The sequence below is a fragment of the Frankia sp. AvcI1 genome, from assembly GCF_001420875.1.
GTDB classification, from domain to species: domain Bacteria; phylum Actinomycetota; class Actinomycetes; order Frankiales; family Frankiaceae; genus Frankia; species Frankia alni.
In genome coordinates this window covers 189,879-212,869 of the sequence record NZ_LJFZ01000008.1, presented here as the reverse complement: position 1 = coordinate 212,869, position 22,991 = coordinate 189,879, and the positions used below count along the sequence as shown (strand labels likewise).

Sequence of the window (22,991 nt, the reverse complement as noted above, 5' to 3'; positions counted from 1 at the left end):
GATGGTCAACTCCGTGACCTCGGCCACGGCAGCTCGCGGTGNCGCGTGNGGTGGTCACGCTCAGCGTCTTTTCTCGTACGCATGATCCGTCCCCGCGCGACGTGCGGGTGCCGCTCGGGGCGCGATGTGCACCTCATTTGTCCTGTATCGATGGGCCTGACGTGGGCACCCGGCCAGCCGAGCCCGGGCGATGGCACCATCGACGGCCCCGGCCGGACCCGGTGCCACCCGGCTTGTCGCCGCCGCCGGCCGCGCACGGGGGCACTCCGCGTGACGCGCGCCGTAACCGCCTCGTCAGTAGGCTCGCAGGCGTTCTGTGCCCCCCTACGTAACCCAACCCGTACGACCGCATCCGACTGGACGGACCGTGGATCTCTTCGAATACCAGGCGAAGAAGCTGTTCGCCGAACATGGCGTTCCGGTGCCCACCGGGAAGACGGCGACCACCCCTGAGGAGGCGCGCGCGATCGCCACCGAGCTCGGTGGCAAGGTGGTCGTCAAGGCGCAGGTCAAGGCCGGCGGCCGAGGCAAGGNCGGCGGTGTCAAGGTGGCCGACGGGCCGGATGACGCCTTCGCGAAGGCGACGGCGATCCTCGGGATGGACATCAAGGGCCACACGGTCCACTCGGTGCTCGTCGAGGAGGCCAGCAACATCGCGGAGGAGTACTACGCCTCCTTCCTGCTGGACCGGGCGAACCGGACCTTCCTCGCCATGGCCTCCCGCGAGGGCGGCATGGAGATCGAGGAGGTGGCCGCGACCAACCCGGACGCGCTGGCCCNCATCGCGATCGACCCGCTGACCGGCGTCGACGCGGCGAAGGCCCGCGAGATCGCGGTCGCCGCCAAGCNGCCCGAGACCGCGCTGGACGGGGCCGCCGAGCTGCTGGCGAAGCTGTGGACCGTCTTCGTGAAGTCGGACGCCACCCTGGTCGAGGTGAACCCGCTCATCCTCACCGCTGACGGTCGCGTCGTCGCACTCGACGGCAAGGTCAGCCTCGACGAGAACGCCGACTTCCGGCACCCGGAGAACGAGGCGTTCGTCGACGTCTCCGCGGTGGACCCGCTGGAGCAGAAGGCCAAGGAGAAGGGCCTCAACTACGNCAAGCTCGAGGGCGAGGTCGGGATCATCGGCAACGGTGCCGGCCTGGTCATGTCGACGCTGGACGTGGTGACCTACGCCGGCGAGGAGTTCGGCGGCAAGCGCCCGGCGAACTTCCTCGACATCGGCGGCGGCGCGTCCGCCGAGGTGATGGCGAACGGTCTGTCGATCATCCTCGGCGACCCGTCGGTCAAGAGCGTCTTCGTCAACATCTTCGGCGGNATCACCGCGTGCNACGCCGTGGCCAACGNCATCGTGCAGGCGCTGAAGATCGTCGGTGACGTCACCACCCCGCTGGTGGTGCGCCTCGACGGCAACAACGCCGAGGAGGGTCGTCGCATCCTCAAGGAGGCGAACCTCTCGGTGGTCAAGCCGGTCGACACGATGGACGGCGCGGCGAAGCTCGCCGCCGAGCTCGCCGCGGCCGCGGCCTGACCAGGGCGAAGGGATTGCGAACCGATGGCTATCTGGCTTGACGAGAACAGCCGGATCGTGGTGCAGGGCATCACCGGCTCCGAGGGCACCAAGCACACCAAGCGGATGCTCGCCGCGGGCACGAACGTCGTGGCCGGGGTGAACCCGCGCAAGGTCGGCCAGCAGGTCGAGGGCGTGCCCGTGTTCGGCTCCGTCGCGGACGCGATCGAGCAGGCCGGCGCGAACGTTTCGGTCATCTTCGTGCCGCCGAAGTTCACCAAGGACGCGGCGATCGAGGCGATCGACGCGGCCATCCCGCTCGCGGTGGTCATCACCGAGGGCGTGCCGGTCCACGACACGACCGAGTTCTGGGCCTACGGCCAGTCCAAGGGCACGACCCGGATCATCGGGCCGAACTGCCCGGGCATCGCCAGCCCCGGCCTGTCCAACGCCGGCATCATCCCGGCGGACATCACCCCCGGCGGCCGCATCGGCCTGGTCAGCAAGAGCGGCACGCTGACCTACCAGATGATGTACGAGCTGCGCGAGTTCGGCTTCTCCACCTGCGTCGGCATCGGTGGCGACCCGGTCATCGGCACCACGCACATCGACGCCCTCGACGCCTTCCAGGCCGACCCGGGCACCGACGCGATCGTGATGATCGGCGAGATCGGCGGCGACGCCGAGGAGCGGGCCGCGGCGCACATCGAGGCGCACGTGACGAAGCCGGTCGTCGGCTACGTCGCCGGCTTCACCGCGCCGGAGGGCAAGACGATGGGCCACGCCGGCGCCATCGTGTCCGGCTCGTCCGGTACCGCGCAGGCCAAGAAGGAAGCCCTCGAGAAGGCCGGTGTGCGGGTGGGCAAGACCCCGTCCGAGACCGCCCGGCTGATGGCTGACATCATGCGGTCGTTGTAGACCTTTCTGGATGATGGGCCTCCGCTTCCCGCGGTGGCTCGTCATCCAGGCGGTCCAGGGGTCGTGGGTCGTCGGGAGTGAGGGACGCGGATGTCTTCCCTCATCTCCCCACGACTGCAAGACTCCTGCATCGGTGCGTGGGCGAACCGGCGTCGTCGTGCCGACCGAGCTGACGAAGTGGGGTTCCCGTCGTGGCACAGATCGGNGGTCGTAGCGTCGCGACCAACGACATCGGGGTGATCGCCTCCGGGCTGGTCATGTTCATCGTGAGCTTCCTGCCCTGGTATTCGGTGACCTACTCGTTCTTCGGCCGCGGCACGAAGGCGCACGAGAACGGCTGGGGGCTCGGGTTCAACTCCTGGTTCCCGGTGTTGTTGGTCCTCGCGGTGGCCGGTCTGCTCGCGGCGCGACTGTTCGCGAACGTGCGCATCCCGGACGTCGGTCCGNTGTCCGCCCTGTGGATCCTNCCGGGCGCCTCCGCGTTCGCCGCCCTGCTCCTGCTCATCCGCTGGATCAGGTTCCCCGACGTGCCGAGCGGACTGGACGCCGGCCCGAGCTACGGCTTCTATCTTGCGCTGGTCGCCGCCATCGCCCAGACGGTCTTCGGTGTCCTCGCCGCGCTGGCGAACGGGGCCACCATCCCCGGCCGCGGTCGGGCGGGCGGCCCGGGCACGCCCGGCGGCTGGCCGCAGCCGGGTCAGCCTCCCTACGGCCAGCCCTACGGGCAGCAGCCGACCCCCGGCTACGGCGCTCCGACCGGCGGCTACGGCCAGCCCGGTTACGGTCAGCCCCAGCAGGGATACGGCCAGCCCCCGACCGGTTATGGACAGCCGTCTCAGGGCGGTTACGGCCAGCCCCAACAGGGCGGCTACGGCGCGCCGCCCAGCGGCTACGGCCAGCCGCAGCAGGGTGGTTATGGCCAGCCGCCCGCGGGTTATGGCCAGCCGCCGGCCGGTTATGGCCAGCCGCCGGCCGGCTACCCCCAGCCGCCTGCGGGCTACGGCCAGCCGCCCGCCTACGGCCAGCCGCAGGATGGTTATGGCCAGCCGTCCCAGCCGCAGGCACCCCAGCACCAGGCACCCCAGCACCAGGAGCCGCAGCCTCAGCAGCAGCCTGGTTATGGTCAGTCCCCGCCTCCGGGCACCTACGGCCAGCAGCCGCCGGCGGACCGTTAGCCGTCGGGCCTGGCGTCCCGCCGCCCCATGCCGGGCAGCGCGGACGTTCGGGATGTTCCCGGCATTTCCGGGATCCGGACGGCGTGTTGTCCGGGATGGCGTGCAGCCGCGTGCGAGCGTCCTACCGTGCCCGCCTTCCCCCACCGTCCCGGCCCCGCCGGCCAGCTCCTCGACCGGTTGTGGCAGCGGGTCGGCCGGCCGGCGGCAGCGGCGATCGCCGCGTCGGCGGCCGGACTGGTCTTCATCGAGTTCATCGTCCTGGTCGTGTGGGGCGCGGACACCGGTTCGTCGACCGGGCCCGCCGCGGCCCTGCGCGTCGGCGCCGACCTGTGGCTCGTCGCCCACGGCACGACGCTGCGGCTGCCGGACGGGATCATCTCCTTCCGGCCGCTCGGGCTGGCGCTGTTCCCCCTGGCCGCCGCGCTCAGCGCCGCGCACCGGCGGGCGGCGGCCGCCCCCACGCCGGTCGGCTCCGCGCTCCTGCGTCCCGGCCGGGGCGGTGAGGGGCGGGGCGGTGGGGGTCGGGAGGGCCGCGGCCGGCCGGGTTGGCGCCCGTCGAGTTGGGGCCCACCGGGTTGGGGCCGGCCGGGTTGGGGCCGGCCAGGTGGGGACGGGTCGCACCGGGACGCGATGGATCGGCCCCCGATCGCCGGCGCAGGCGGTGCCGCCGGCGCGAGAGGTGCCGTCGGCGGGGGCAGTGACCCGACCGGCCGGCAGGCGCCGGCGACGGGCCGGGCTCCCGGTGCTTCCGATGTCGCAGGCTCCGGCGAGGGGGGCGGGGCCGACGACCGGGTCCGGCGCGACGGGCTCATCGGCGTTCCCTGGGGGTCGGTGGTGGCCGACATCGTCGGCGTCGTCGGCGCGCAGACGTTGTTCGTCGTGCTCGTCGCGCTTGTCGTGAACTCGGGCCCGGCGCGGCCGACCCTGCTGTCTGCGGCACTCGGCACGATCGCGCTCGGCCTGCCCGCCGCGCTGCTCGGTGCCCTCGCTGGTCGCCACCGGCTGCGGACTGCCTGGCGCACCCTGCCCGGGATACTGCGCAGTTCCCTGCTGTGCGGGGCGGGTGCGTTCGCGTCGTTCATCGCCATCGCCGCCTTCGGCGTCGCCCTGGTACTCGCCGCCACGCTGCCCGAGGTGGCCGGGGCGGAGCGGGCGCTCGACGTCGGGGTTCTCGGTGGAATCGGGCTCGCGGCGACGCAGCTCGCGCTCGTCCCCAACCTGGTGCTGTGGGGCCTGTCCTACGCCCTGGGGCCCGGCTTCCGGACCGGGCCCGGCATGGTCCGGGTCGATGCGGTCCGTCCCGCCGAGCTGCCCGACCTCCCGGTGCTGGCCGCGCTGCCCCCGAACGCGCTGCCGCGGCCCGGGTGGCTTGTCCTGGCCCTGGTGCCGATCGTCGCGGGCATCGTGCTCGTGGCGATGGTCCACCGGGCCACCGCCGGGAGCCGTTCGCGGGACCGGCTCGCGACCGTGCTGGTCGCGGGCGTGACCTGCGGTCTGCTCACCGGGCTGGCGATTCAGGCGTCGATCGGGCGGGTCGGTGGGGCCGCCGCCCACTACGGGCCGACTGCCGGCTGGGTGTGCGGGCTGCTCGCCGGGGGCGAGGTCGCCGCCGTCGGCCTGCTCCTGCTCGGCGGCATAGATCTGGCGGCCCGGCGTGCCGAGCGGCCGTTCCTGGCCGAGGACGCGGAGCCGTCGTTCTGGNGGCGCCGGATGTCGCTGCCCGGATCCGGGCTCTCGGCGCGGCCGTCGCGGCGCACTCAGTAGGCCAGCGCACTCAGTAGGCCAGTGCACTCAGTAGGCCAGTGCACTCGGTGAGCCGCGCACTCGGGAAGCCGTGGCGGCCGAAATCGACCGGCGGGATCGTCGCCGAAAATGTCCGTGGCGCGGGNTAGGGTGCCGGCGTTGGATCATCCTCACGGAGGTCGTCGTGCCGATCGCGGTCGCCCACATCCGAGTCGAGGCCAGGCGTCTGCGGGCACTCGGCTGGTCCTACCGTCGCATCGCCCGCAGGCTCCAGGATCGTCATCGGCTCGGTGCGTTGGTGGCCTTCCGCCTCGCCCACGGCTGGACCCAGGAGGAAGCGGCGCGCCGGTGGAACGAGCGATGGCCGGGGCGGGGACCGGCCAAGACCGGTAAGACCTGGTCGTACTGGGAGAGCTGGCCGGNCAGGGGCGGCCGGGCACCCTCGGCCACGGTGCTGGCCCGGCTGGCCGAGCTGTACCTGTGCCGGCCGGGCGACCTGCTCGACGGGCCCGACTTCGGCCAGCTCGACCCGGGGGCGGACGACGCCGGCGACCGGACCGCTGCCGGCTGCTCGTGCGGTGTGGGTGCTGGCGGGGACGACGACGACCGGCTGGCGGGGCTGCTGTCCATGACCGCGCCCCTGGCTGCCCCGGCGGGCCGCGACGTCCCGTCCGCCGCGGCCATCGAGGCTCGGCTGGCCGAGTTCGTGACCGGGTGGGCCCCGGCGGCGTGATCGCGGCAGCGGGCTGCTCCTGGGCTGTTCCGCGCGCGGCGCAGGTGGTCCAGTCAGTACAGTCGGACGGGTCGTCCTTCGCCGCGGTCGGGGACGTGAGCGTCGCGCGGTGGCGGTGNCACTCAGCGCGCGGCGGCGGCCGTCCCCCTGCGTCTGTGGCGCGTCGACGCTCCGGTCGCTCGGGGCGTCCGGCCCGGGTCCATCGGGCCGTCCCATTCTGGTCACGGAGGGTGAAGTGTCTGCTCGCCTCGTCGTACTTGCCTCGGGCGCGGGAACCACCCTGCAGGCGGTTCTCGACGCGACCGCGGATCCCGAGTTCGGCGCGACCGTCGTGGCGGTCGGCACCGATCGCCACGACACCGGCGCGGAGCGGCGGGCCCGGGAGAACGGCGTCGCGGTGTTCACGGTCCGGCTCGAGGATCATTCCGACCGAGAGGCCTTCAACGTGGCGACCGCCGAGCGGATCGCCGCGTTCGAGCCCGATCTGCTCGTGCTGGCGGGCTACATGAAGATTCTCGGTCGGCGGGTGATCGGCCGGTTCCGGACGATCAACACCCATCCCTCGCTGCTGCCCGCCTTTCCGGGGGCCGCCGCGGTCCGCGACGCGCTCGCCGCCGGGGTGAAGGTGAGCGGGGTGACGGTGCACTGGGTCGACGAGGGGGTCGACACCGGGCCGATCATCGCCCAGCGTCCGGTTCCGGTCGAGCCGGACGACACCGAGCAGACCCTTCGCGCCCGGATCCAGGGTGTCGAGCGAGGGCTGTTCGTCGCGACGATCGGCGAGATCGTGCGGTCGGAGCGCGCGCAGGCGGTTCCGGCCGGGCGTCGGCGTGCCCCCGACCTGCGCGCGCCGACGCGAGGTTCAGGTACCGGCAGAGGCTCAGCTCACGTCCAGGAGGAATCATGACGTCATCGGGCGAAGGCACGGCGGGCGCAGACGGCGCCGCCCGAGGATCCGAGTCCGCCGAGGTGATCCCCACCGGGCGACGGCCGCTGCGCCGAGCGCTCGTCAGCGTGTACGACAAGAGCGGGCTCGACGTGCTCGCCGAGGCGTTCCTGGCCGCAGGGGTCGAGGTCGTCTCCACCGGGTCGACCGCGGACGTGCTGGCTCGCCATGGGCTGGCGGTCATCCCGGTCAGCACCGTCACCGGCTTTCCGGAGGTGCTCGGCGGGCGGGTCAAGACGCTGCACCCGCACGTGCACGCCGGTCTGCTCGCGGACCTGCGCAACGCCGAGCACGCGGCCGTCCTGGCCGAGCTCGACATCGCGCCGTTCGATCTGGTCGTGGTCAACCTCTACCCGTTCGCCGCGACGGTGGCCGGTGGCGCGAGCGAGGACGAGGCGATCGAGCAGATCGACATCGGTGGCCCGGCGATGATCCGTGCGGCGGCGAAGAACCACGCGTCGGTCGCCGTCGTCGTCTCGCCGGACGAGTACGCGCAGCTGGCCGAGGCGGTCCGCGGTCCGGGCTACGACCTGCCGGCCCGCCGCCGGCTCGCGGCCAGGGCGTTCGCCCACACCGCCGCCTACGACGTCGCGGTGTCCTCGTGGTTCGCCGGGGTCGTCGCCCCCGACGAGGTCGCCCGGGAGACCGGCTGGCCCGACGTGCTGTCCGCGCAGTGNCACCGTTCGGACGTGCTGCGTTACGGCGAGAACCCGCACCAGCGGGCCGCCCTCTACGTCGAGGCCGGTGGCGAGGGGCAGCCGGGCCTGGCCACGGCCCGCCAGCTGCACGGCAAGCAGATGTCGTACAACAACTACACCGACACCGACGCGGCCCGCCGCGCGGTGTACGACTTCACCGAGCCGGNGGTCGCCGTGATCAAGCATGCCAACCCGTGCGGCATCGCGGTCGGCGCGACGATCGCCGAGGCCCACCGCAAGGCGCACGCCTGCGACCCGGTCTCCGCGTTCGGCGGGGTGATCGCCACCAACCGGCCGGTCTCGGTGGAGCTCGCCGAGCAGATCGCGGAGATCTTCACCGAGGTCGTCGTGGCGCCGTCCTACGAGGCGGGGGCCGTGGAGATCCTCGCCCGCAAGCCGTCGATCCGCCTGCTGGAGTGCCCCGCGCCCCCGCATCAGCGCGGGATCGAGTTGCGTCAGGTCAGCGGCGGCCTGCTGCTGCAGTCGCGGGACGCGGTCGAGGAACCGGGCGACGAGCCGTCGGGCTGGACGCTGGAGGCGGGCTCCCCCGCGGACGAGGCGCTGCTGGCCGACCTGCGCTTCGCCTGGCGCGCGGTGCGTGCGGTCAAGTCCAACGCGATTCTGCTCNCCAGCGACGGCGCCACCGTGGGCGTCGGGATGGGACAGGTCAACCGGGTCGACGCGGCACGACTCGCGGTGACCCGGGCGGCGGACCGAGCGAAGGGCGCGGTCGCGGCCAGCGACGCCTACTTCCCGTTCCCGGACGGGTTCGAGGTCCTCGCCGAGGCCGGAGTCCGGGCCGTCGTCGAGCCGGGCNGATCGGTGCGCGACGAACTCGTCATCGCGGCCGCCCGGGAGGCCGGCGTGACGCTCTACTTCAGCGGGGTGCGCCACTTCGCGCACTGACGCCGGCCCCTCGGTGGGGCGACGGGGGAGCCTGCCGGCAGGTTCAGCGGAACCGCCGGGGGGCCCACCGCGCCGGTGGCGCCGGCCGCGGATGCTCCGGCTCGATGACAGCTCGACCCGGGGGCGGGGCAGCCGGCGCGTCCGGCGCCGGCGCCGGACGCGGTTCGTGGGCGTCGGCGGGGAGCTCCGGCGGGGGCCACGCGCGCGGCGGCGGTCGCGGCCCGTCCGACTCCGGCTCCGCCGAACCCTCGGGCGGGCTGGATGCGACCGCCTCCGTGCCGTGCTCGGCGGACCACACGCCCCCCGGGGGGACCGGCGCACCAGGCGGCCGTGGATCAGATCCCGGCGCCGATGGACCCCGGGATGACTCGTCGGTGGCGCCGTCCGGCGGCGCGTCGCCCCGCCCGGTGCCACCGCTTCAGGACGCGGCGTTCGCCTCCGCGGCGGCGGAGCCCCGCCGGCCGGTCGCGCTGCCGTTCGCCGTGGTGGCCGTCGGCGCGCTCGCCGCCGCCGCCGTCCCGCCCGGCTGGTCGCCGTTGGGCACGTAGCGCTGGGCGACCCAGTCCAGGGCGTCACGCCAGCTCGCGCCGTACAGCACCGAGATCCGGTCGGCCGTCTGCCGCGCCAACGCCTGGACGAACACCCTGTCGTCGCTGTCCAGGTGTCGGGCGTCACCGAAGGTCTCCCAGGCCCTGAACATCAGTTCCTGAAGCTTCTTGCTGTGAGGCGATTCGTCTGCCACGTCGAACTCCCTCCAAGTGGGCACCGCGGCCGGAAGTCTGCCCTAAGCGCGCGGGAGGCCCACAGGTGGGGGTGTTGAGCATTGTGTTCCCGATGTGGCCGAATGGGGCGATGACTCACTTGCATACCCGCATGTGATATAGGGCCCATCGCCCCGGCGTGCGCTGCTCGGGAGCTCAGGAGTGCTGCATCGGCTCCGCCACGTGCGGGCGAACGATCCCGAGCCGCATCACCTCGTTCGCCAACCGTCCCCGCCGGTTCGGTCCCGGCGCGATGTCGAACTTGCGGTAGAGCCGCAGCAGGTGCTGCTTGACCGCCCCCTCGGTGACGACGAGGTTTTCGGCCACCTCGCGCGTCGATGACGGGATGACGAAAGCACCCGGCGCGCCGGCCGGGCGGGACAGCGCGCGCAGCACGTCCCATTCTCGGCGGGTGAGATCGGGCGGGTCGGGGACGCGCAGTTCTGCGGTCCGGTCCCGGCCCATCAACCCGCCGCCCGCCTCGATGGTGAACTCGATCAGCGGGCGCCGGTCCTGGAAGCGCACGCCCGCCGCGCCAAAGCGGATGACATCGCCGTCATGGAGGATGCGCCGGCCGACGGGCTGACCGTTGACCCGGGTGCCGTTGCGAGACAGCCCCTGATCCCAGACGTAGAGGTACGGGCCCCGCCGCACGATCTCGGCGTGCAGCCGGGAGACGCTGGAATCGGCGAGCGGCACGTCGACCCCCGGTCCCCGCCCCACCGTCGTGATCTCGGTGTGCAAAGAGATGACCTCACCGGTGATCTCGATCCGCAGACTCGGCCCGTCCACTTCTGTCCAACCTCGCTTCCATCGATCAACGCTAGTCCGTGACCTGCCCGCCCCCCGCATCGCACGCGCCGGCTCCCCTGTGACCGCTGGTGACCGCATCCGGGGCGCTGGGGCAATCCTCTGGCCAGTGATCCCCGGTCGGGGGTCAGTAACACGCGACTTTTGGACGATCTGGCCGCTTCGGATTCACAGGTGACCGGTGGACGGCCGGAGCACGGCCTACCGTGTGTCCTGAGGATCCGGTCATGCTGGTTGGATGAGTGTTCTGCAGCGTCCTGTCGCGGTGGGACCGTCGGTGACGGCGTCGCACCGCGACGATCAGCACGGCAGGCCCGTCCGACAACGACACTGACCGGCGCCGGAGGTGGGGGTGACCGACGCGCCACGCCGGCCCGACCCACGCCGCTCCGACCCGTTCCGACCCGACCCGCTCCGACCCGAGGATGCGCGCAGGCCCGGCGATGAGGGTTGGCCCGGTGATGAGGGTTGGCCCGGTGACGTGGGTTGGCCCCAGGCTGGGTACCGGCCCGAGGCTGCAGGCCGGGACGAGGTTCAAAGCCCGAACGCAGCCGCCTCCTGGGATGAGGCTGTCTCCCGGGACGAATCCACTTCCCGGGACGAACCCACTTACCGGGACGGGGTTCTTCCCCGAGACGGGGTTCCCGGGGGCGGGGGCGGGGGCGAGCCGGGGAACCGCAAGGATGCGCGGGGCGGCCCGGCCGGGGAACCCGGCTGGCGGGGTGCCGCGCCGGAGCACCGCTCGGCGCGCGTCCGGCCGCAGCCGTGGTACCCCGACGAACGCGGCCGCGGCGACGCCGACCGTCATCGCGAGCCGCGCCGCCGGGAGGACCGACCCGCGCCGCCGGTGCCGCCGGCCGATCCGGCGTCCACCCGTACCGCGCGCGGCGGGCTGCGCCGCGGCGAGGACCAGCGCGGCGAGGAGCAGCGCAGGGCGGCTCGTGAGGCCGACACTCGCCCGCGACTCGGGGCGAGGGGTCCCGCGGTGGACCGGCGACCTTCCGCCCGGCGCGCGGGGGGAGCAGTCGGACCGGATCCGGCGGAGTTGTCGGTGCGTGCCTGGCCACCCGACGACTCCGCGGACCGCGGGCCGCTCGGGGCACCCGTGGCATCCGTGGCCTCGCGGCCCGATGCCCAGGCGGGGCCGCCGGACGCTTCCGCCGGGCGCGGGCTGACGGCCGGGCCTGCCGCGTCCACGGTGTCCGGCGGGAGCGGAGCCGGTCGGCTCGGCATCGTCGGCTGGCTGNGGCGCGAGATGCTGTTTGCGTCGGTGCTGGTGGGCGTCATGGTCGGGTTGACGCTCGTCTATCAGGACCGGTGGCGTCGCGGCATGCTGGTGGTCGGGGTCGTGCTGGCCCTGGCGGGACTCGCCCGCCTCGTGCTGCCGACGCGGCGGGTGGGTCTGCTCGCGGTGCGCGGGCGGGCGTTCGACACCGTGATCCTGATGCTGTTCGGGGCAGCCGTGATCACGCTCACCTCCGCGGTGCCCTACCTGGGACCGTGAGTCAGCGCCGCCCGGACATGGTGCGCCGCACGGCGAGCCGGGTCAGGGAACTGGTCGGGATCGTTCCCTGACCGAGCCCGATCTCGACGAGGGTGTCGTAGAGCTCGGTGCGGGTGCGGGCGGCTCGCACCGCGGCGTCCATCATCGTGCGGCGCCGGCCGACGAGCCCGGCGAGCAGGGCGGTGTGCCGCAGGTGCCGACCGAGCTCGGCGTCGAGCGAGCGTCGGTAGCGCCGGCCGGCGCCGGTGGGGTTCNCCACGCCGACCGCTGCCTGCCCGGCCAGGGAGCCGGACAGCAGGGCGTAGTAGATGCCCTCCCCGGTCAGGGGATTGATCAGCGAGGCCGCGTCGCCGGCGAGGAGCACCGGACCGTTGGGCTGGCGCGGCCGATGAGTCGACAGGGGCAGGTGGTGGGCCCGCAGCGTGGTCGGGTCCGCCGGCGTCTGCGGCAGCATCCGGGCCAGGGTGCGGTGCAGGACCGTCTTCGCGCTCGTCCCGTCGTCGCCGCCGGTCAGGCGGGAGCGCAGCATGCCGTAGCCGATGTTCGCCCGGCCGTCGCCGATCGGAAACGACCATGCGTAGGCCGGCCAGCCGTCGTCGGTCATGTGGATGAACTGCTCGGGCGGACGCTCGTCGGCGGGGAGGTCGGCATACGCCCGCACCGCGATCGCCATGGCCTCGGGCGGGTTCGCCGCCAGGTTCAGCCCGCGTCGCACGACCGAGTTCGCGCCGTCCGCGCCGATGACGACCCGGGCCGTCAGGGTGCCGTTGACGACGACGACGGGTTCGCGCCCCCGCCCGTCGGGCCGGGGCCGGTCGGCGAGCTCCAGGGTCCGCACCCGGCGTCGCACCAGGTGGGCGCCGCGGGCGCGGGCCGCGGCCACGAGACGGGCGTCGAAGACCTCCCGGGGAACCACGTAGCTGGCCCGGACCGACGGGGTGGCCACCTCCGCGCCACCCGGCGTGCGCAGCCGCATCCGGTCGACCGGCCGGTAGCCGGCGACGGCGTCGGTGACGCCGAGGTCGCGCAGCACGTCCAGGCCGTGCGGGGCGATGCCGTCGCCGCACGTCTTGTCCCGGGGGAACGCGGCGGCGTCCGCGATGACGACGCTGGCCTCGGGGCGTTCCCGCAGTGCCGCCAGCGCCGCCGCGCAGCCGGCCGGACCGCCGCCGACGATGAGCACGTCGATCGTGCGGTCGGGTAGATCCACCGACTCGTCGACGCGCACGATCGGGGTCGCCGTCGTGATGGTGTCGATGTCCTTCGCTGGTCCCGCCGGGATGGGGCGTGGGTCGGACGGGAGGGGCGCTGAGGACGGGGTCTGCACGCCCGCCAGTCTCGCAGCCGACCGCGGGACAGTGCGCCGGCGCCCCCGGTGCCTGGCGTGGGCCCGCCCGCCGCGCGGGCGGGTCGCCCGGGTCGGCGTGGTCCGTTCGGGTCAGGCCGGGTCAGGTCGGATCCGTCCGGGTCCGGTCGGGACCACGGCCCGGCGGCGCAGTTCGTACAGTGCGTGGCGTGGACGCACTGGAGCAGGTTTCGCGGTGGCCGGTCGGGACGGTGGCGGTCACGGTCCTCGGCCGCGAGGACGCTTCCGGCACCGGGACGGTGCGGGAGNTCGGCCGGACCGGCCCGGACGATCACCCGTTCCGGCTTGCCTCGGTGTCGAAGCTGCTCAGCGCCTACGCGGTGCTCATCGCCGTGGAGGAGGGCGCGATCGGGCTGGCCGACCCGGNCGGCCCCGAGTCGTCCACCGTGGCGCACCTGCTCGCCCACGCCTCCGGGTTGGCGTTCGAGGGCGACAAGGTGCTCGCCGCACCGGGCACCCGCCGGATCTACTCCAACGCCGGCTTCGACCGGCTGGCCGAGGTGGTCACCCGGGCGACGGGGATCGCCTTCGCCGACTACCTGGCCGAGGCCGTGTTCGAGCCGCTGGGGATGCGGCGGGCCAGCCTCATCGGCTCGGCGGCCGCCGGGGTGACGGCGACCCTGGCCGATCTGCGCACCTTCGCCGCCGAGCTGCTCGCCCCCACCCTCCTGTCGGCCGCGACGTCGGCGGCCGCGACCTCGGTCGCCTTCCCGGGGCTGACCGGTGTCCTGCCGGGCTTCGGGCGTCAGGACCCGAACGACTGGGGACTGGGATTCGAGATCCGCGGGAGTAAGCATCCGCACTGGACCGGCGGCGCGAACGCCCCGACCACCTTCGGCCACTTTGGCCAGGCCGGCACGTTNCTGTGGGTGGATCCGGTCGCCCGGCTCGCCTGCGTCACGCTCTGCGATCGGGACTTCGGGGACTGGGCGCGCCGCATGTGGCCACCCCTGTCGGATGACGTGCTGGCGCAGGCCCGCCCCCAGGTGGTGAATCCCTCGGCGTGACCGGACCGCGCAGCGACGGGCGGGCAGCCGCCGCCGATGACACTTGTCGGGATCCTCCCACGATCAGCCGCATCCATATGGCGGGTTGTCGCCGTTCTGGCCGGATCTGCGCGTGATCGGGTCGCGGTCTTCTGGTCCGCGGGAGACAGGCGGGGTCGGTGGGCCATGATGTCGGCATGCTTTCCTCGGCGACACCGACCCCGACGGCCGGTCACCGACCCGGTGATGGCGCGCCCGCAAGTACCGAGAGTTACGATCTTCGGCTGGGATGTCACGGGCGCCGCGCGTGCCACGGTGCCGGTCGCGCATGAGTGAAAGGTCGCTCGAACCAGGCGCCGTCGTGCGCGCGGCGGATCCGGCCCGCCNGGCCGACGCGGTGGACCTGGCCGACATCGGCGTCGCGATCGGCATTCCGGAGCCCTACCGGACCGAGCTGCAGGACTGGCGGGAGCGGCTCGGGGATCCCAATGCCGCCCTCATCGTTCCGCATGTCACCCTGCTCGGGCCGACGACGGTCAGGCTGGCCGATCTGCCGGCGATCGAGCGCCATCTCGCGGGAATCGCCCCGCCGAACGCTCCGTTCACGATTCGTCTGCGGGGTTCGGGGACGTTCCGTCCACTGTCGCCCGTTGTCTTCGTCGCTCTCGTCGCGGGTGCGGCCCGCTGCGCCACGCTGGCGGCGGCGGTGCGGTCCGGCCCTCTGGACCGGCCGCTGAACTTCGCCTATCACCCGCATGTCACCGTGGCTCACGACATCGCCGAGGACGGTCTCGACCGCGCCTACGAGGCGCTGGCCGACTATCAGGCACAGTTCGAGGTCCAGGGCTTCGGCCTCTACGAAAGAGGGGTCGACCTCCGCTGGCGGCAACTACGCTTCTATCCGTTCGGTCAGCAGGGGGACGAGTCCGAACCGAATGGCGACGGAGGGCGACGCGCCGGCCTCGGTTCACGGGAATGACCAGGCGTCGGCGGGGGGACATCGACGGGTGTGACAAAACCTCGTGAGGCGGTTCGGGCCGGCGTCGGCACGGTTTCCGACACCGCGGGGGCGGTAAGGGCGAAACGTCCGTTTCTTGACCACATCATTCGGGCGTACTCCCGGTACACGGCCGACGGCGGGGACCGGCTGGCAGCGTCGGCGACGTACTTCGCCTTCCTGTCGTTCTTCCCGATCGTCGCGCTCGCCTTCGCGGTCACGGGGTTCGTGGTCGACGCCTACCCCGACGTGCAGGACAGCCTGACCAAGCAGATCAACGACTACCTGCCGGGGCTGGCGGACCGGCTCGACGTCACGTCGATCGGCAACGCCAAGGTCGGTGTCGGCATCGTCGGCCTGCTCGGACTGCTGCTCGCCGGTCTCGCCTGGATCGACGCGCTGCGCGACGCCCTGCGGCTGATCTGGCACCAGGACATCGACGTCGGCAACATCATCATGCGGCGGCTGCGGGACATCACGGTCCTCGCCGGTCTCGGGCTGACGCTGCTGGCCTCGCTCGTGGTCACCAGCCTTTCGACCTCGGCGACCGGGACGTTCCTGGACTGGATCGGGCTGTCCGGCAGCACGGCCGCCGCGTGGGTCACCGGCATCCTGGCGCTGCTCGTCGCCCTCGCGATCGATACCGCGGTGTTCCTCTACCTGTTCTGGCGGTTGCCCGGGCAGACCGACCGGAGCCGGTCGGCGCGCGGCGCGGTCCTCGGCGCGGTCGGGCTGGAGATCCTCAAGGTGGTGGGGACCTGGCTGATCGGCAAGACCACGGGCAACCCGGTCTACGGCACGTTCGCGGTCATCGTCGGACTGCTCATCTGGATCAACATCGTGATGCGCTGGACGCTGTTCGCCGCCGCCTGGACGGTGACCGCGCCCTACGCCTCGGACGTGTACCCCTCGGGGACGGCGGTGCCCCCCGAGGCTCACCGGCCGAACGGGTCCGCGAGCCGGGACGCCTCGCGGCCCGCCGTGCCCCACGGGGCCGACTCCCCGTCCGCTCGGGGCACCGCCCCGGCGGACCCGCCCGGGTCGGACCCGTCGCCGTCGCACGGGTCCGCGTCGGACCTGTCCCGGCCGAAGCGATCCTCGCCGGGCCGCCAGCCCTCCCGCCTGGAGCCCGACGAGTCGACCTCCACGACGCCGTACTCCTCCGGCGGGTCCGTGGCCACCCGCTCGGACGCGACGCTGACCGCCAGGCTGCGCGCCCTGCTGCGCCGGCGCCATCCATCGGAGACCTCCGGCGGGTCGGGCTGAGGGGGCACGGCTCGGCGCGGCCGCGCGCCGAGCCGACTCGCGCAACGGCCCCGTGGCACAGCCGGTGAGGTGCCCACCACCACCGGCGGGCCCGACTCGCGGTGCCGGCGACGGCCGCGGGCCGCGCGTCGGGTGAGGACGGTCATCACGCAGGCGCCCGCTGTGAGCGCAAGCGCGATCCAGGTCATCGGGCCGATGTCGCCGGCGAGACCGCCCGAGTGGTCCGCTCGATGGACGGGCGCCGCCGCGGGCCGCGCGACCGCCTGCGCGGCGGCCACCGGCCGGGTAGCGTCGCCGGCCACGGACGCCGCGGGGTTCGGCAGGTAGCCGACCGGCGTCACCTGATCGGCGTGCGCGAATCCCCAGTCGAGCAGGGCGCGTGCGTCGGTGCCGTAGGCGGGGGCCGCGCGCAGCAACGCGACGATGAGCGTCCGGCCGCCACGGGTGGCGGCCCCGACGAACGTCGCACCGGCCGCCACCGTGTACCCGTTCTTCACCCCGACGGCGCCATCGTAGGTGCGCAGCAGCGCGTTGTGGTTCTGGATCTCGAAGCGCTGGTCGCCGCGCCCGGCGAGGGACGCCCGCGGGATGGTGAGGTATCCCCGCACGCTCGGGTCGTTGAGGGCGGCGCGGCCGAGCACGGCGAGGTCATAGACGCTGGTCACCTGCCCCGGACTGTCCAGCCCGGTCGGATCGCCGGCCACCGTNTCGCGCGTGCCCAGTGACCTGGCCAGCGCGTTCATCCGGGCCAGGACCGCCGCGGTGCCGCCGGCGGCCTCGACGAGGGCCACCGTCGCGTCGTTGCCACTGGAGATCATCATCGCCGTCGCCAGGTCCCGGACGGTGTACCCGACGCCGGGCACCAGACCGACCTTGGTGCCGTCCACGCGGGGGGCGTTCTCGTCGACGGTGATGACCCGGTCCGGCGGCAGGCCGGGGAGCACGGTCAGCGCGGTGAGGATCTTCATGGTGCTGGCCGGCAGATCCGGCGCGTGCGGGCGGGAGGCGGCAAGGACGGCGCCGCTGCCGGCGTCCGCGACCAGCCAGGCCTGCGCGGTCAGCCCCGCCGGTGCGGGCGGGGCGGGGGAGCCCGCGGGCGCCGGCGCGGGTGTGTCTGGAGCCGCTGGAGCCGCCAGGGCCGTCGGGGCGTCGACGCCCGCCTGGCCGCCCGCTCCCGTGGTGCCTCCGGTGCCGGCCTGAGCACCGCCGATGGCCTGGCCTCCCGCCCCGGGAGCCGCCGGCGTCGCGGCGGCGGCGGCCAGGGCGGGGGCGAGCCACACCGCTGGGGCAAACAGCAGGCCCACGGCTGTGAGGGTGAGGACCAGGGCGCGACGGGCCGGCAGAGTGGGACGGGCCGGCAGAGTGGGAGGGGCTGACGGTGTTGAACCGGCTGGCAAAGGTGAACCGGCTGGCAAGGGCGAACCGGCTGGGAAGGTTGGACGGGAGCGACACGACCGGCCGGCACGCACCTACAGAACGCTACTGGCTTGGGCCGCTCTCGCGCGGGCGGTCACGAGACGTGTCGCGAAGTGGCGTTCACTGTGGGCGAATCGGCTGATTTCGGGTGTTCCGTCGATCGGCGGGCCGATCCGGCGTGCAACGGGGATCGATGATGTCCGCGGCTCGGTGCCGCCCGGCCCGCCCGATGGGTGGCGGAGCCACTGGCGCCCGTGTCTGCCCTGGCCGCGTCGGTCGCCGACGGGTCGGCCTCACCAGGTTCGGTCGCCACCGGCGCGCCCGGGATCCCCGCGGCGGTGGGTCGGGAACCGTCGATCGCAGTCGCGACGAGGTGCGCCGGCGCCGGCTCGGGACCGGCGTCGACCGCCTCGACCGCCTTGGTCTCATCGGTCTCATCGGTCCGGGAGATACCACCGGCGTGCCCGGCCGGGCTGACTCCGCCGGCCGGGCTGACTCCGGAGGGTGGCGGGGAGAGCTCGTCGGCGCCGTCGCGGCTCGTCATGTCCGCCGGCGATCCCTCGGCCGGCGACTGCTCGGCCGGCGCTCCCTCGGTCGGGGAGCCGCTGCCCGTCGGGGTGTCGACAGGCATGTTCGCCGACGCGATCTTGGCGATACGGGCACGCTTGGCGCCCTTGGGACGCTTCGGCGCCCTGGGGCGGGGGAGGCCGGGCCCGTCGGCATCCTCGGCGGAACCCACACCGCCGTCGCGGACCGCGGAGGGTGCGGCGGCCGAACCGGCTGGCTTCCGGTCGTCCGCGCCGGAACGGGCCGAGGTACCGGGGTGGGCCGAGGTACCGGGGTGGGTCGACGGACCGGGGTGGGTCGACGGACCCGGGCGGACGAACGCGCCGGGCTGGGCGGGTTCGCCGGATCGCCGGGCGGGCTGGGGCTGACGGGGGAGCTCGACGGCCTCCCGGAGCAGGCTTTCGAGGTCTCCGCGCAGCGCCTCGAGCTGACCGGCCAGTTCCCCCCGTACGTACTGGCGCGTCGCCGCCTCGCTCTGCGCGAGCCGCAGGGCTGCGACCTCGCGGGTCAGGAACTCCGTGTCCTCACGCATGCGGCCGGCGACGGCCCGGTCCTCGGTGAGCGAAGCCCGGTCGCGGTCGTCCTGACGGTTCTGGGCGAGCAGGATGAGCGGCGCAGCGTAGGCGGCCTGGGTGGAGAAGGCCAGGTTCAGCAGAATGAACGGGTAGGGATCCCAGCGCATCAGCGGCACCGCGATGTTCAGGGCGATCCAGACGATGACGATGGCTGTCTGGATCGCGAGATAGCGCCCGGTGCCCAGGAAGCGGGCGATGGTCTCCGCGACGCGGCTGACCGTCTCCCGGTCCACCCGGGGAAGGAGCGCGCCCCGGCCGGAGACCGGCAGATCGAGACGATCGGTGCCCAGACCTCGACGGTCCGTCGTTCGCGTTGCTGAGATGGTCATGGAAGCTCCCCACCCGCGCGCAGGCGGCCACCGCCGACGTGCGCGCGCTCCTCGAGCAGGCCGCACGCGCCGTTGCCACGGCGGCCTCAGGTCGACACGACATCAATCGACCGCACCTGCTCGTGCACTGCCCGATCAGATCCGCCGACCGAGGGCGACACGGATCCAGAGGTCGGCACCGGCGCGCGGATGCGCCGGTCAGGCCGCGGCGGGACAGGTGAACGTCACCCCGGGCCGGAGAAGCAGCGGTCGACCATGCGGCACCCCGCGTGGGGACCGGGGCCGACCCTCGACCGACTTCCGAGCAGTGCCCCGGGAGTCGTCAACCCCGGGTTCGTGGACGCGGGCCGGAGGCGCATCGCGCTCCGGCCGGAGCTCAACGCCGGCTGGCGTCCACTAGCAGGAAGCGGCCGTTACTGGAGCACCCGCCAGGACTCACAGCGGCCACCTCCTCGCGTTGGTCCTCCGTGGAGGATTCTTCGGGGGCGTGTCAAGGATAACTGCCCCATCCGTGACCGGACCTACCGGGGTATCCGTGACGTCCGTCGCGAAGGCGTCACCTGTGGCGCGTGGTCGGTAGGGTCCCCGGGGCGCCTCATCCTCTTCGGGTCGCCGCGCAGTCACTCGCAGTGGGATTGCGCATGATGGGGTCGTTCGGGGTGGGGCGGGNTATNCCGTGGCCGATTGGCGCCGGTACACCGCGGATCTGGGGTTTCGTCCCGTTGCCGTCCGCGGATCGGCGCCGTGAGATGAGGGGAACACGGTGAAGGTCAACGGATGCGCTCGGTGCGGGCAGCTCGTCTTCTTCGAGAACACCGCCTGCCTGCGGTGCGGGGCGCCGCTCGGCTTCGAGCCGGAGCGTGGCCGGGTCCTCACCCTGGTACCCGACTCGCCGCCGACGCCGGGCACCGCGGACCCTGCCGATGTCCTCGAACCCGCGACGGAGTTCTTCGAGCTGCCGCCGGTCGCGGAGGTGGGGGCGGGGCTCGACGACGGGCCGGCGACGGAGGGGCCGGCGGTCCACCAGCCGGGCGCGGTCTCGCAGCCGGGCGCGGCGCCGGACGCCGGCGCCGGGACGGATCCGATCGCCCGGGATCTTCTCGAGGCCGTTCCGGCGTCGCGCCGGCGCCGCTACCGACGCTGCGCCAACGCCCGGCTGGCCGGCTGCAACTGGCTGATCCCCGTGCCGGCCGGTGGGCTGTGCGTCTGCTGCCGGCTCACGCGGACGCGGCCGGCGGACACCGATCCGGTGGGCAAGGAGCAGTTCGAACGGGCGGAGGCGGCCAAGCGCCGGCTCGTGGCCCAACTGCTCGAACTCGGCCTGCCCGTCGTCTCCCACCTCGACGACCCGGCGACCGGGCTCGCGTTCGACCTGCTGAGCAGCACCAGGCAGAAGGTGATGACCGGGCACAGCGACGGCGTCATCACCCTGGACCTGGCCGAATCCGACGACGCCCACCGCGAGACGGTCCGCACCCAGCTCGGGGAGCCCTACCGCACGCTGCTCGGGCACTTCCGGCACGAGACCGGCCACTACTACTGGTCCTCGCTGGTCGACGCCGATCCCGAGCGTGCCGCGCGGTTCCGAGAGCTGTTCGGCGACGCTGGCCTCGACTACTCCGCCGCCCTCGACCGGCACTACGCCGACGGTCCCCCGCCGAACTGGCGCGACACCCATGTCAGCGCCTACGCCACGATGCACCCGTGGGAGGACTGGGCCGAAACCTTCGCCCACTACCTGCACATCCGCGACACGCTGCGAACCGCCGCCGAGTTCGGTCTGCGGGTGGCCGGCCCGGACCTCGACGCGTTCGGGGTCGCGCCACGCAGCCTCGCCGCCGAGCCCGCCGACCTGCCGCCGCTCGGTGTGGACGGGCTCGACCGGAGCTCGGGGGAGCTCGCCGAGATCGTCGCTCAATGGCTGCCGCTGACCTACGCCCTCAACGCGATCAACCGCAGCATGGGGCGCGACGACCTCTATCCGTTCGTCCTGACGCCCGCGGTCCAGGCGAAGCTCTCCTTCGTCCACGACGTCATCGCCGCCGCCCGGCGCGCGGAGGGTGCAGCGAGCGCAGCATCGGGACGAACGTCTTGACCGCCGGATCGTCCGTGATCGGCCGCGCACCGCCGAGGACGACGAAGCCGTGACGAAGGTACAGCCGTCGCGCCGGTGAGTTGGTGGGCGCGACCCACAGCTTCACCGCCTCGGCGCCGGCGCGGGTGGCCCAGGTCACCGCGGTCGCCAGCAGGACGTCTGCGGCGCCGGTGCGCCGGGCCGGGGGCGCGACCCACATGGCGCCCAGCTCGCGTAACCAGGGCCNGTCGGTCGGGGTGAATCCCTGGACCATGCCGACCGCCTCCCCGGCCTGTTCCACGACCGCCACCAGCTCTGCGGGGGAGTCGGCCCCGGCGCCGGCACGCCGCGCCCATTCGGCCGCCGGCTGGGTCCGCGCCGCCTCGAGGGTCTGCCAGAAGGCGGCGGGGGAGTCGGCGAGCGCGGCCAGCCGCAGCCGGCGCAGCAGCGGCCCCTCGTCCGGCCGGATATGACGACCATGGCTACCGTCCGTCACGGTATTCGACTCCTCTGTCGTGGCGGTGTCTCGGGTATCGGGTCTCGTCTCGCCTGGGATGCCGTGGNCACGACCGGCGCCGGTCGATGTCCCCACGTCCCGCGGTCGGCGCGTCCGTCGGCGTGATTGTTGCGCGGGGAAAGAGCCGTGTTGGGCGTAATCGGCACGACCTTTAGCGCAAACGGCTCCCAGGCGCCCCCGCNAGCGCGGATACTNATCAAAGCGGCGGGACGGCGGAGGAGTTCGCTGGAGATGATCCATCGTGGGTAGGCCCGTCACACTCATCGTGCGTCAGGACGGCCCCTCGTGGTCGGCCTGGTCCCCGCAGTACCCGGGGCTCGCCATGGTGCAGCNGGCCGCGGCGGACCTGCGGGCCGTGCTGCCCGAGGTCCTCGCCTGGTACTTCGGCGAGGACGCGGCGATCGAGCCCCAGGTCCACTGCGAGCGTGAGCTGCACGGCGTCATCGTCCGGCTGGCGCAGGACACCCAGCTCTACGAGCGCGAGCGGGTCGCCGAGCGGCTCGGTGCCGCCCTCGGCGTCGCGAGCCAGCGGGCGCAGCTGCGCTCAGGCCCCGTGAGCGGCGCGGGCGAGGTCACCTTCGTCTGCGCCCTCCAGTCCGATCGGATCAGCTGGCTTACCGCCCAGATGGAGGACGACAACGACGCCGTGGTCGCCCTTCTGCCGGTCGCGGAGACGATGCTGTGGGCCATCCGGTTCGGCCCGGCGGGCGACGACTCCGCCGCGGCGGTCCAGCCCGCGGCCTACCCGCCCGACACCACGCTGGGCGAGGTCATCCGCACCTTCGCCGGCCCCCGCCAGCAGCTACGCACCTGAGCCCGCTCGAACACCAATCCCTCCGGCCGGGCCCGTCGGCGAGCCGCTCGCCAGGCGGGCGCACGCGGCGTCAGGCCTGCGGCGTCAGGCCTGCGGCGCCGGCGCTGACGGGGCTGGGCTCGACAGGTTCGCGAACTCGGCCAGGTAACGGGCACGATTNGTCGGATCCAGCTGCGCGGCCTGGTCGAACGACTTCTGCGCACCCGCGCGGTCACCGCTGATGTACTGGACGTGGCCGAGCAGGGACAGCAGTTGGGCGCTGCGCGTCGAGCCGTCCGCGAGGGCGACGGCGTTGCGGTAGGCGTCGACGGCCCGCCGGTAGGCCGCCGGATCGGCGACCCCCCGCGGCGGAAGCTCGACGAGCGCGAGGCCCACCC

At 73.5% G+C, this 22,991-nt stretch carries 13 protein-coding genes and 21 pseudogenes; 25 read left to right on the top strand and 9 right to left on the bottom strand.

The window, feature by feature from the left end; genetic code table 11:
* Positions 1-316 precede the first annotated feature (316 nt).
* From UK94_RS47720 to UK94_RS47650, 17 genes and pseudogenes are all read left to right on the top strand, one after another.
* Positions 317-533: pseudogene (locus tag UK94_RS47720) on the top strand (ATP-grasp domain-containing protein); the annotation flags it as partial.
* Position 534: 1 nt separating this feature from the next.
* A pseudogene (locus UK94_RS47715) lies at positions 535-779 on the top strand (ATP-grasp domain-containing protein); the annotation flags it as partial.
* A gap of 1 nt (position 780) precedes the next feature.
* Positions 781-848: pseudogene (locus UK94_RS47710) on the top strand (hypothetical protein); the annotation flags it as partial.
* Between the two features lies 1 nt (position 849).
* Positions 850-1,100 (top strand): annotated as a pseudogene (locus UK94_RS47705) (succinate--CoA ligase subunit beta); the annotation flags it as partial.
* A 1-nt stretch (position 1,101) separates the two neighbouring features.
* A pseudogene (locus UK94_RS47700) lies at positions 1,102-1,320 on the top strand (succinate--CoA ligase subunit beta); the annotation flags it as partial.
* A gap of 30 nt (positions 1,321-1,350) precedes the next feature.
* Positions 1,351-1,534, top strand: a pseudogene (locus UK94_RS47690) (succinate--CoA ligase subunit beta); the annotation flags it as partial.
* A gap of 24 nt (positions 1,535-1,558) precedes the next feature.
* Positions 1,559-2,431, top strand: a complete 873-nt coding sequence (gene sucD, locus UK94_RS11040) for a succinate--CoA ligase subunit alpha (RefSeq protein ID WP_011602360.1) — start codon at positions 1,559-1,561, stop codon at positions 2,429-2,431.
* A gap of 467 nt (positions 2,432-2,898) precedes the next feature.
* Positions 2,899-3,606, top strand: a 708-nt coding sequence (locus UK94_RS11035) for a hypothetical protein (RefSeq protein ID WP_235487431.1), incomplete at its 5' end; no start/stop codon positions are given.
* A 27-nt stretch (positions 3,607-3,633) separates the two neighbouring features.
* Positions 3,634-5,307 (top strand): annotated as a pseudogene (locus UK94_RS11030) (DUF6350 family protein); the annotation flags it as partial.
* Positions 5,308-5,533: 226 nt separating this feature from the next.
* Positions 5,534-5,771 (top strand): annotated as a pseudogene (locus UK94_RS47680) (XRE family transcriptional regulator); the annotation flags it as partial.
* Between the two features lies 1 nt (position 5,772).
* Positions 5,773-6,082: pseudogene (locus UK94_RS47675) on the top strand (XRE family transcriptional regulator); the annotation flags it as partial.
* A 235-nt stretch (positions 6,083-6,317) separates the two neighbouring features.
* Complete coding sequence (purN, locus tag UK94_RS11020; RefSeq protein ID WP_055749727.1) at positions 6,318-6,989, top strand: phosphoribosylglycinamide formyltransferase; 672 nt, start codon at positions 6,318-6,320, stop codon at positions 6,987-6,989.
* A pseudogene (purH, locus tag UK94_RS47670) lies at positions 6,986-7,704 on the top strand (bifunctional phosphoribosylaminoimidazolecarboxamide formyltransferase/IMP cyclohydrolase); the annotation flags it as partial. The gene purN and the pseudogene purH (UK94_RS47670), both read left to right, overlap by 4 nt.
* Before the next feature lies 1 nt (position 7,705).
* Positions 7,706-7,892 (top strand): annotated as a pseudogene (gene purH / locus UK94_RS47665) (bifunctional phosphoribosylaminoimidazolecarboxamide formyltransferase/IMP cyclohydrolase); the annotation flags it as partial.
* 1 nt (position 7,893) lies between these two features.
* Positions 7,894-8,353 (top strand): annotated as a pseudogene (purH, locus tag UK94_RS47660) (bifunctional phosphoribosylaminoimidazolecarboxamide formyltransferase/IMP cyclohydrolase); the annotation flags it as partial.
* A gap of 1 nt (position 8,354) precedes the next feature.
* Positions 8,355-8,542: pseudogene (gene purH / locus UK94_RS47655) on the top strand (bifunctional phosphoribosylaminoimidazolecarboxamide formyltransferase/IMP cyclohydrolase); the annotation flags it as partial.
* A 1-nt stretch (position 8,543) separates the two neighbouring features.
* On the top strand, positions 8,544-8,632 hold an 89-nt coding region (locus UK94_RS47650), incomplete at its 5' end, for a hypothetical protein (protein ID WP_235487492.1).
* A gap of 418 nt (positions 8,633-9,050) precedes the next feature.
* Here the strand turns inward: UK94_RS47650 and UK94_RS11005 are convergent.
* Together UK94_RS11005 and UK94_RS11000 are read right to left on the bottom strand one after the other, a co-directional pair.
* Positions 9,051-9,374, bottom strand: a complete 324-nt coding sequence (locus UK94_RS11005; RefSeq protein WP_041938866.1) for a hypothetical protein — start codon at positions 9,372-9,374, stop codon at positions 9,051-9,053.
* A gap of 175 nt (positions 9,375-9,549) precedes the next feature.
* The gene (locus tag UK94_RS11000) at positions 9,550-10,185 is read right to left on the bottom strand and encodes an FHA domain-containing protein (RefSeq protein ID WP_011602368.1); all 636 of its coding nucleotides are present in this window, start codon (positions 10,183-10,185) and stop codon (positions 9,550-9,552) included.
* A gap of 1,273 nt (positions 10,186-11,458) precedes the next feature.
* Between UK94_RS11000 and UK94_RS10995 the strand changes: the two genes are divergently transcribed.
* Complete coding sequence (locus UK94_RS10995) at positions 11,459-11,707, top strand: DUF3017 domain-containing protein (protein WP_041940178.1); 249 nt, start codon at positions 11,459-11,461, stop codon at positions 11,705-11,707.
* Position 11,708: 1 nt separating this feature from the next.
* On the opposite strand, the pseudogene UK94_RS47645 reads toward UK94_RS10995, so the two are convergent.
* Positions 11,709-11,961: pseudogene (locus UK94_RS47645) on the bottom strand (geranylgeranyl reductase); the annotation flags it as partial.
* A gap of 1 nt (position 11,962) precedes the next feature.
* Positions 11,963-13,034 (bottom strand): geranylgeranyl reductase family protein (locus tag UK94_RS10990; protein WP_235487430.1); only part of this gene is annotated, 1,072 nt, incomplete at its 3' end.
* Here UK94_RS10990 and UK94_RS75995 point away from each other — a divergent pair.
* The 6 genes and pseudogenes from UK94_RS75995 to UK94_RS10975 form a co-directional block, all read left to right on the top strand.
* Positions 12,995-13,321 (top strand): annotated as a pseudogene (locus UK94_RS75995) (hypothetical protein); the annotation flags it as partial. The gene UK94_RS10990 and the pseudogene UK94_RS75995 overlap by 40 nt on opposite strands.
* 1 nt (position 13,322) lies before the next feature.
* Positions 13,323-13,439 (top strand): annotated as a pseudogene (locus UK94_RS47640) (serine hydrolase); the annotation flags it as partial.
* A gap of 1 nt (position 13,440) precedes the next feature.
* Positions 13,441-13,935, top strand: a pseudogene (locus UK94_RS47635) (serine hydrolase domain-containing protein); the annotation flags it as partial.
* Between the two features lies 1 nt (position 13,936).
* A pseudogene (locus tag UK94_RS47630) lies at positions 13,937-14,080 on the top strand (penicillin-binding protein); the annotation flags it as partial.
* 376 nt (positions 14,081-14,456) lie between these two features.
* Complete coding sequence (locus UK94_RS10980; protein ID WP_235487428.1) at positions 14,457-15,038, top strand: 2'-5' RNA ligase family protein; 582 nt, start codon at positions 14,457-14,459, stop codon at positions 15,036-15,038.
* Between the two features lie 30 nt (positions 15,039-15,068).
* On the top strand, positions 15,069-16,322 hold the full coding sequence (locus UK94_RS10975) for a YihY/virulence factor BrkB family protein (RefSeq protein WP_011602374.1): 1,254 nt from the start codon (positions 15,069-15,071) through the stop codon (positions 16,320-16,322).
* Positions 16,323-16,786: 464 nt separating this feature from the next.
* Here the strand turns inward: UK94_RS10975 and UK94_RS47625 are convergent.
* The 3 genes and pseudogenes from UK94_RS47625 to UK94_RS10970 form a co-directional block, all read right to left on the bottom strand.
* A pseudogene (locus UK94_RS47625) lies at positions 16,787-17,029 on the bottom strand (D-alanyl-D-alanine carboxypeptidase); the annotation flags it as partial.
* A 1-nt stretch (position 17,030) separates the two neighbouring features.
* Positions 17,031-17,626, bottom strand: a 596-nt coding sequence (locus UK94_RS47620) for a serine hydrolase (protein WP_235487426.1), incomplete at its 3' end; no start/stop codon positions are given.
* 206 nt (positions 17,627-17,832) lie between these two features.
* A complete protein-coding gene (locus UK94_RS10970) occupies positions 17,833-19,209 on the bottom strand; it encodes a DUF1003 domain-containing protein (RefSeq protein ID WP_055749722.1) in 1,377 nt (458 codons plus the stop codon).
* Positions 19,210-19,972: 763 nt separating this feature from the next.
* Between UK94_RS10970 and UK94_RS10965 the strand changes: the two genes are divergently transcribed.
* On the top strand, positions 19,973-21,304 hold the full coding sequence (locus tag UK94_RS10965; protein ID WP_055749721.1) for a putative zinc-binding metallopeptidase: 1,332 nt from the start codon (positions 19,973-19,975) through the stop codon (positions 21,302-21,304).
* On the opposite strand, the pseudogene UK94_RS47615 reads toward UK94_RS10965, so the two are convergent.
* Both UK94_RS47615 and UK94_RS47610 read right to left on the bottom strand, forming a co-directional pair.
* A pseudogene (locus UK94_RS47615) lies at positions 21,243-21,529 on the bottom strand (GNAT family N-acetyltransferase); the annotation flags it as partial. The gene UK94_RS10965 and the pseudogene UK94_RS47615 overlap by 62 nt on opposite strands.
* Position 21,530: 1 nt before the next feature.
* A pseudogene (locus UK94_RS47610) lies at positions 21,531-21,779 on the bottom strand (GNAT family N-acetyltransferase); the annotation flags it as partial.
* Positions 21,780-22,991 lie beyond the last annotated feature (1,212 nt).

Coding starts and splice junctions, on each gene's coding strand:
- UK94_RS10995 (WP_041940178.1), top strand. CDS start 11,459: ATGCTGTTTGCGTCGGTGCTGGTGGGCGTCATGGTCGGGTTGACGCTC.
- UK94_RS10970 (WP_055749722.1), bottom strand. CDS start 19,209: ATGACCATCTCAGCAACGCGAACGACGGACCGTCGAGGTCTGGGCACC.
- sucD (WP_011602360.1), top strand. CDS start 1,559: ATGGCTATCTGGCTTGACGAGAACAGCCGGATCGTGGTGCAGGGCATC.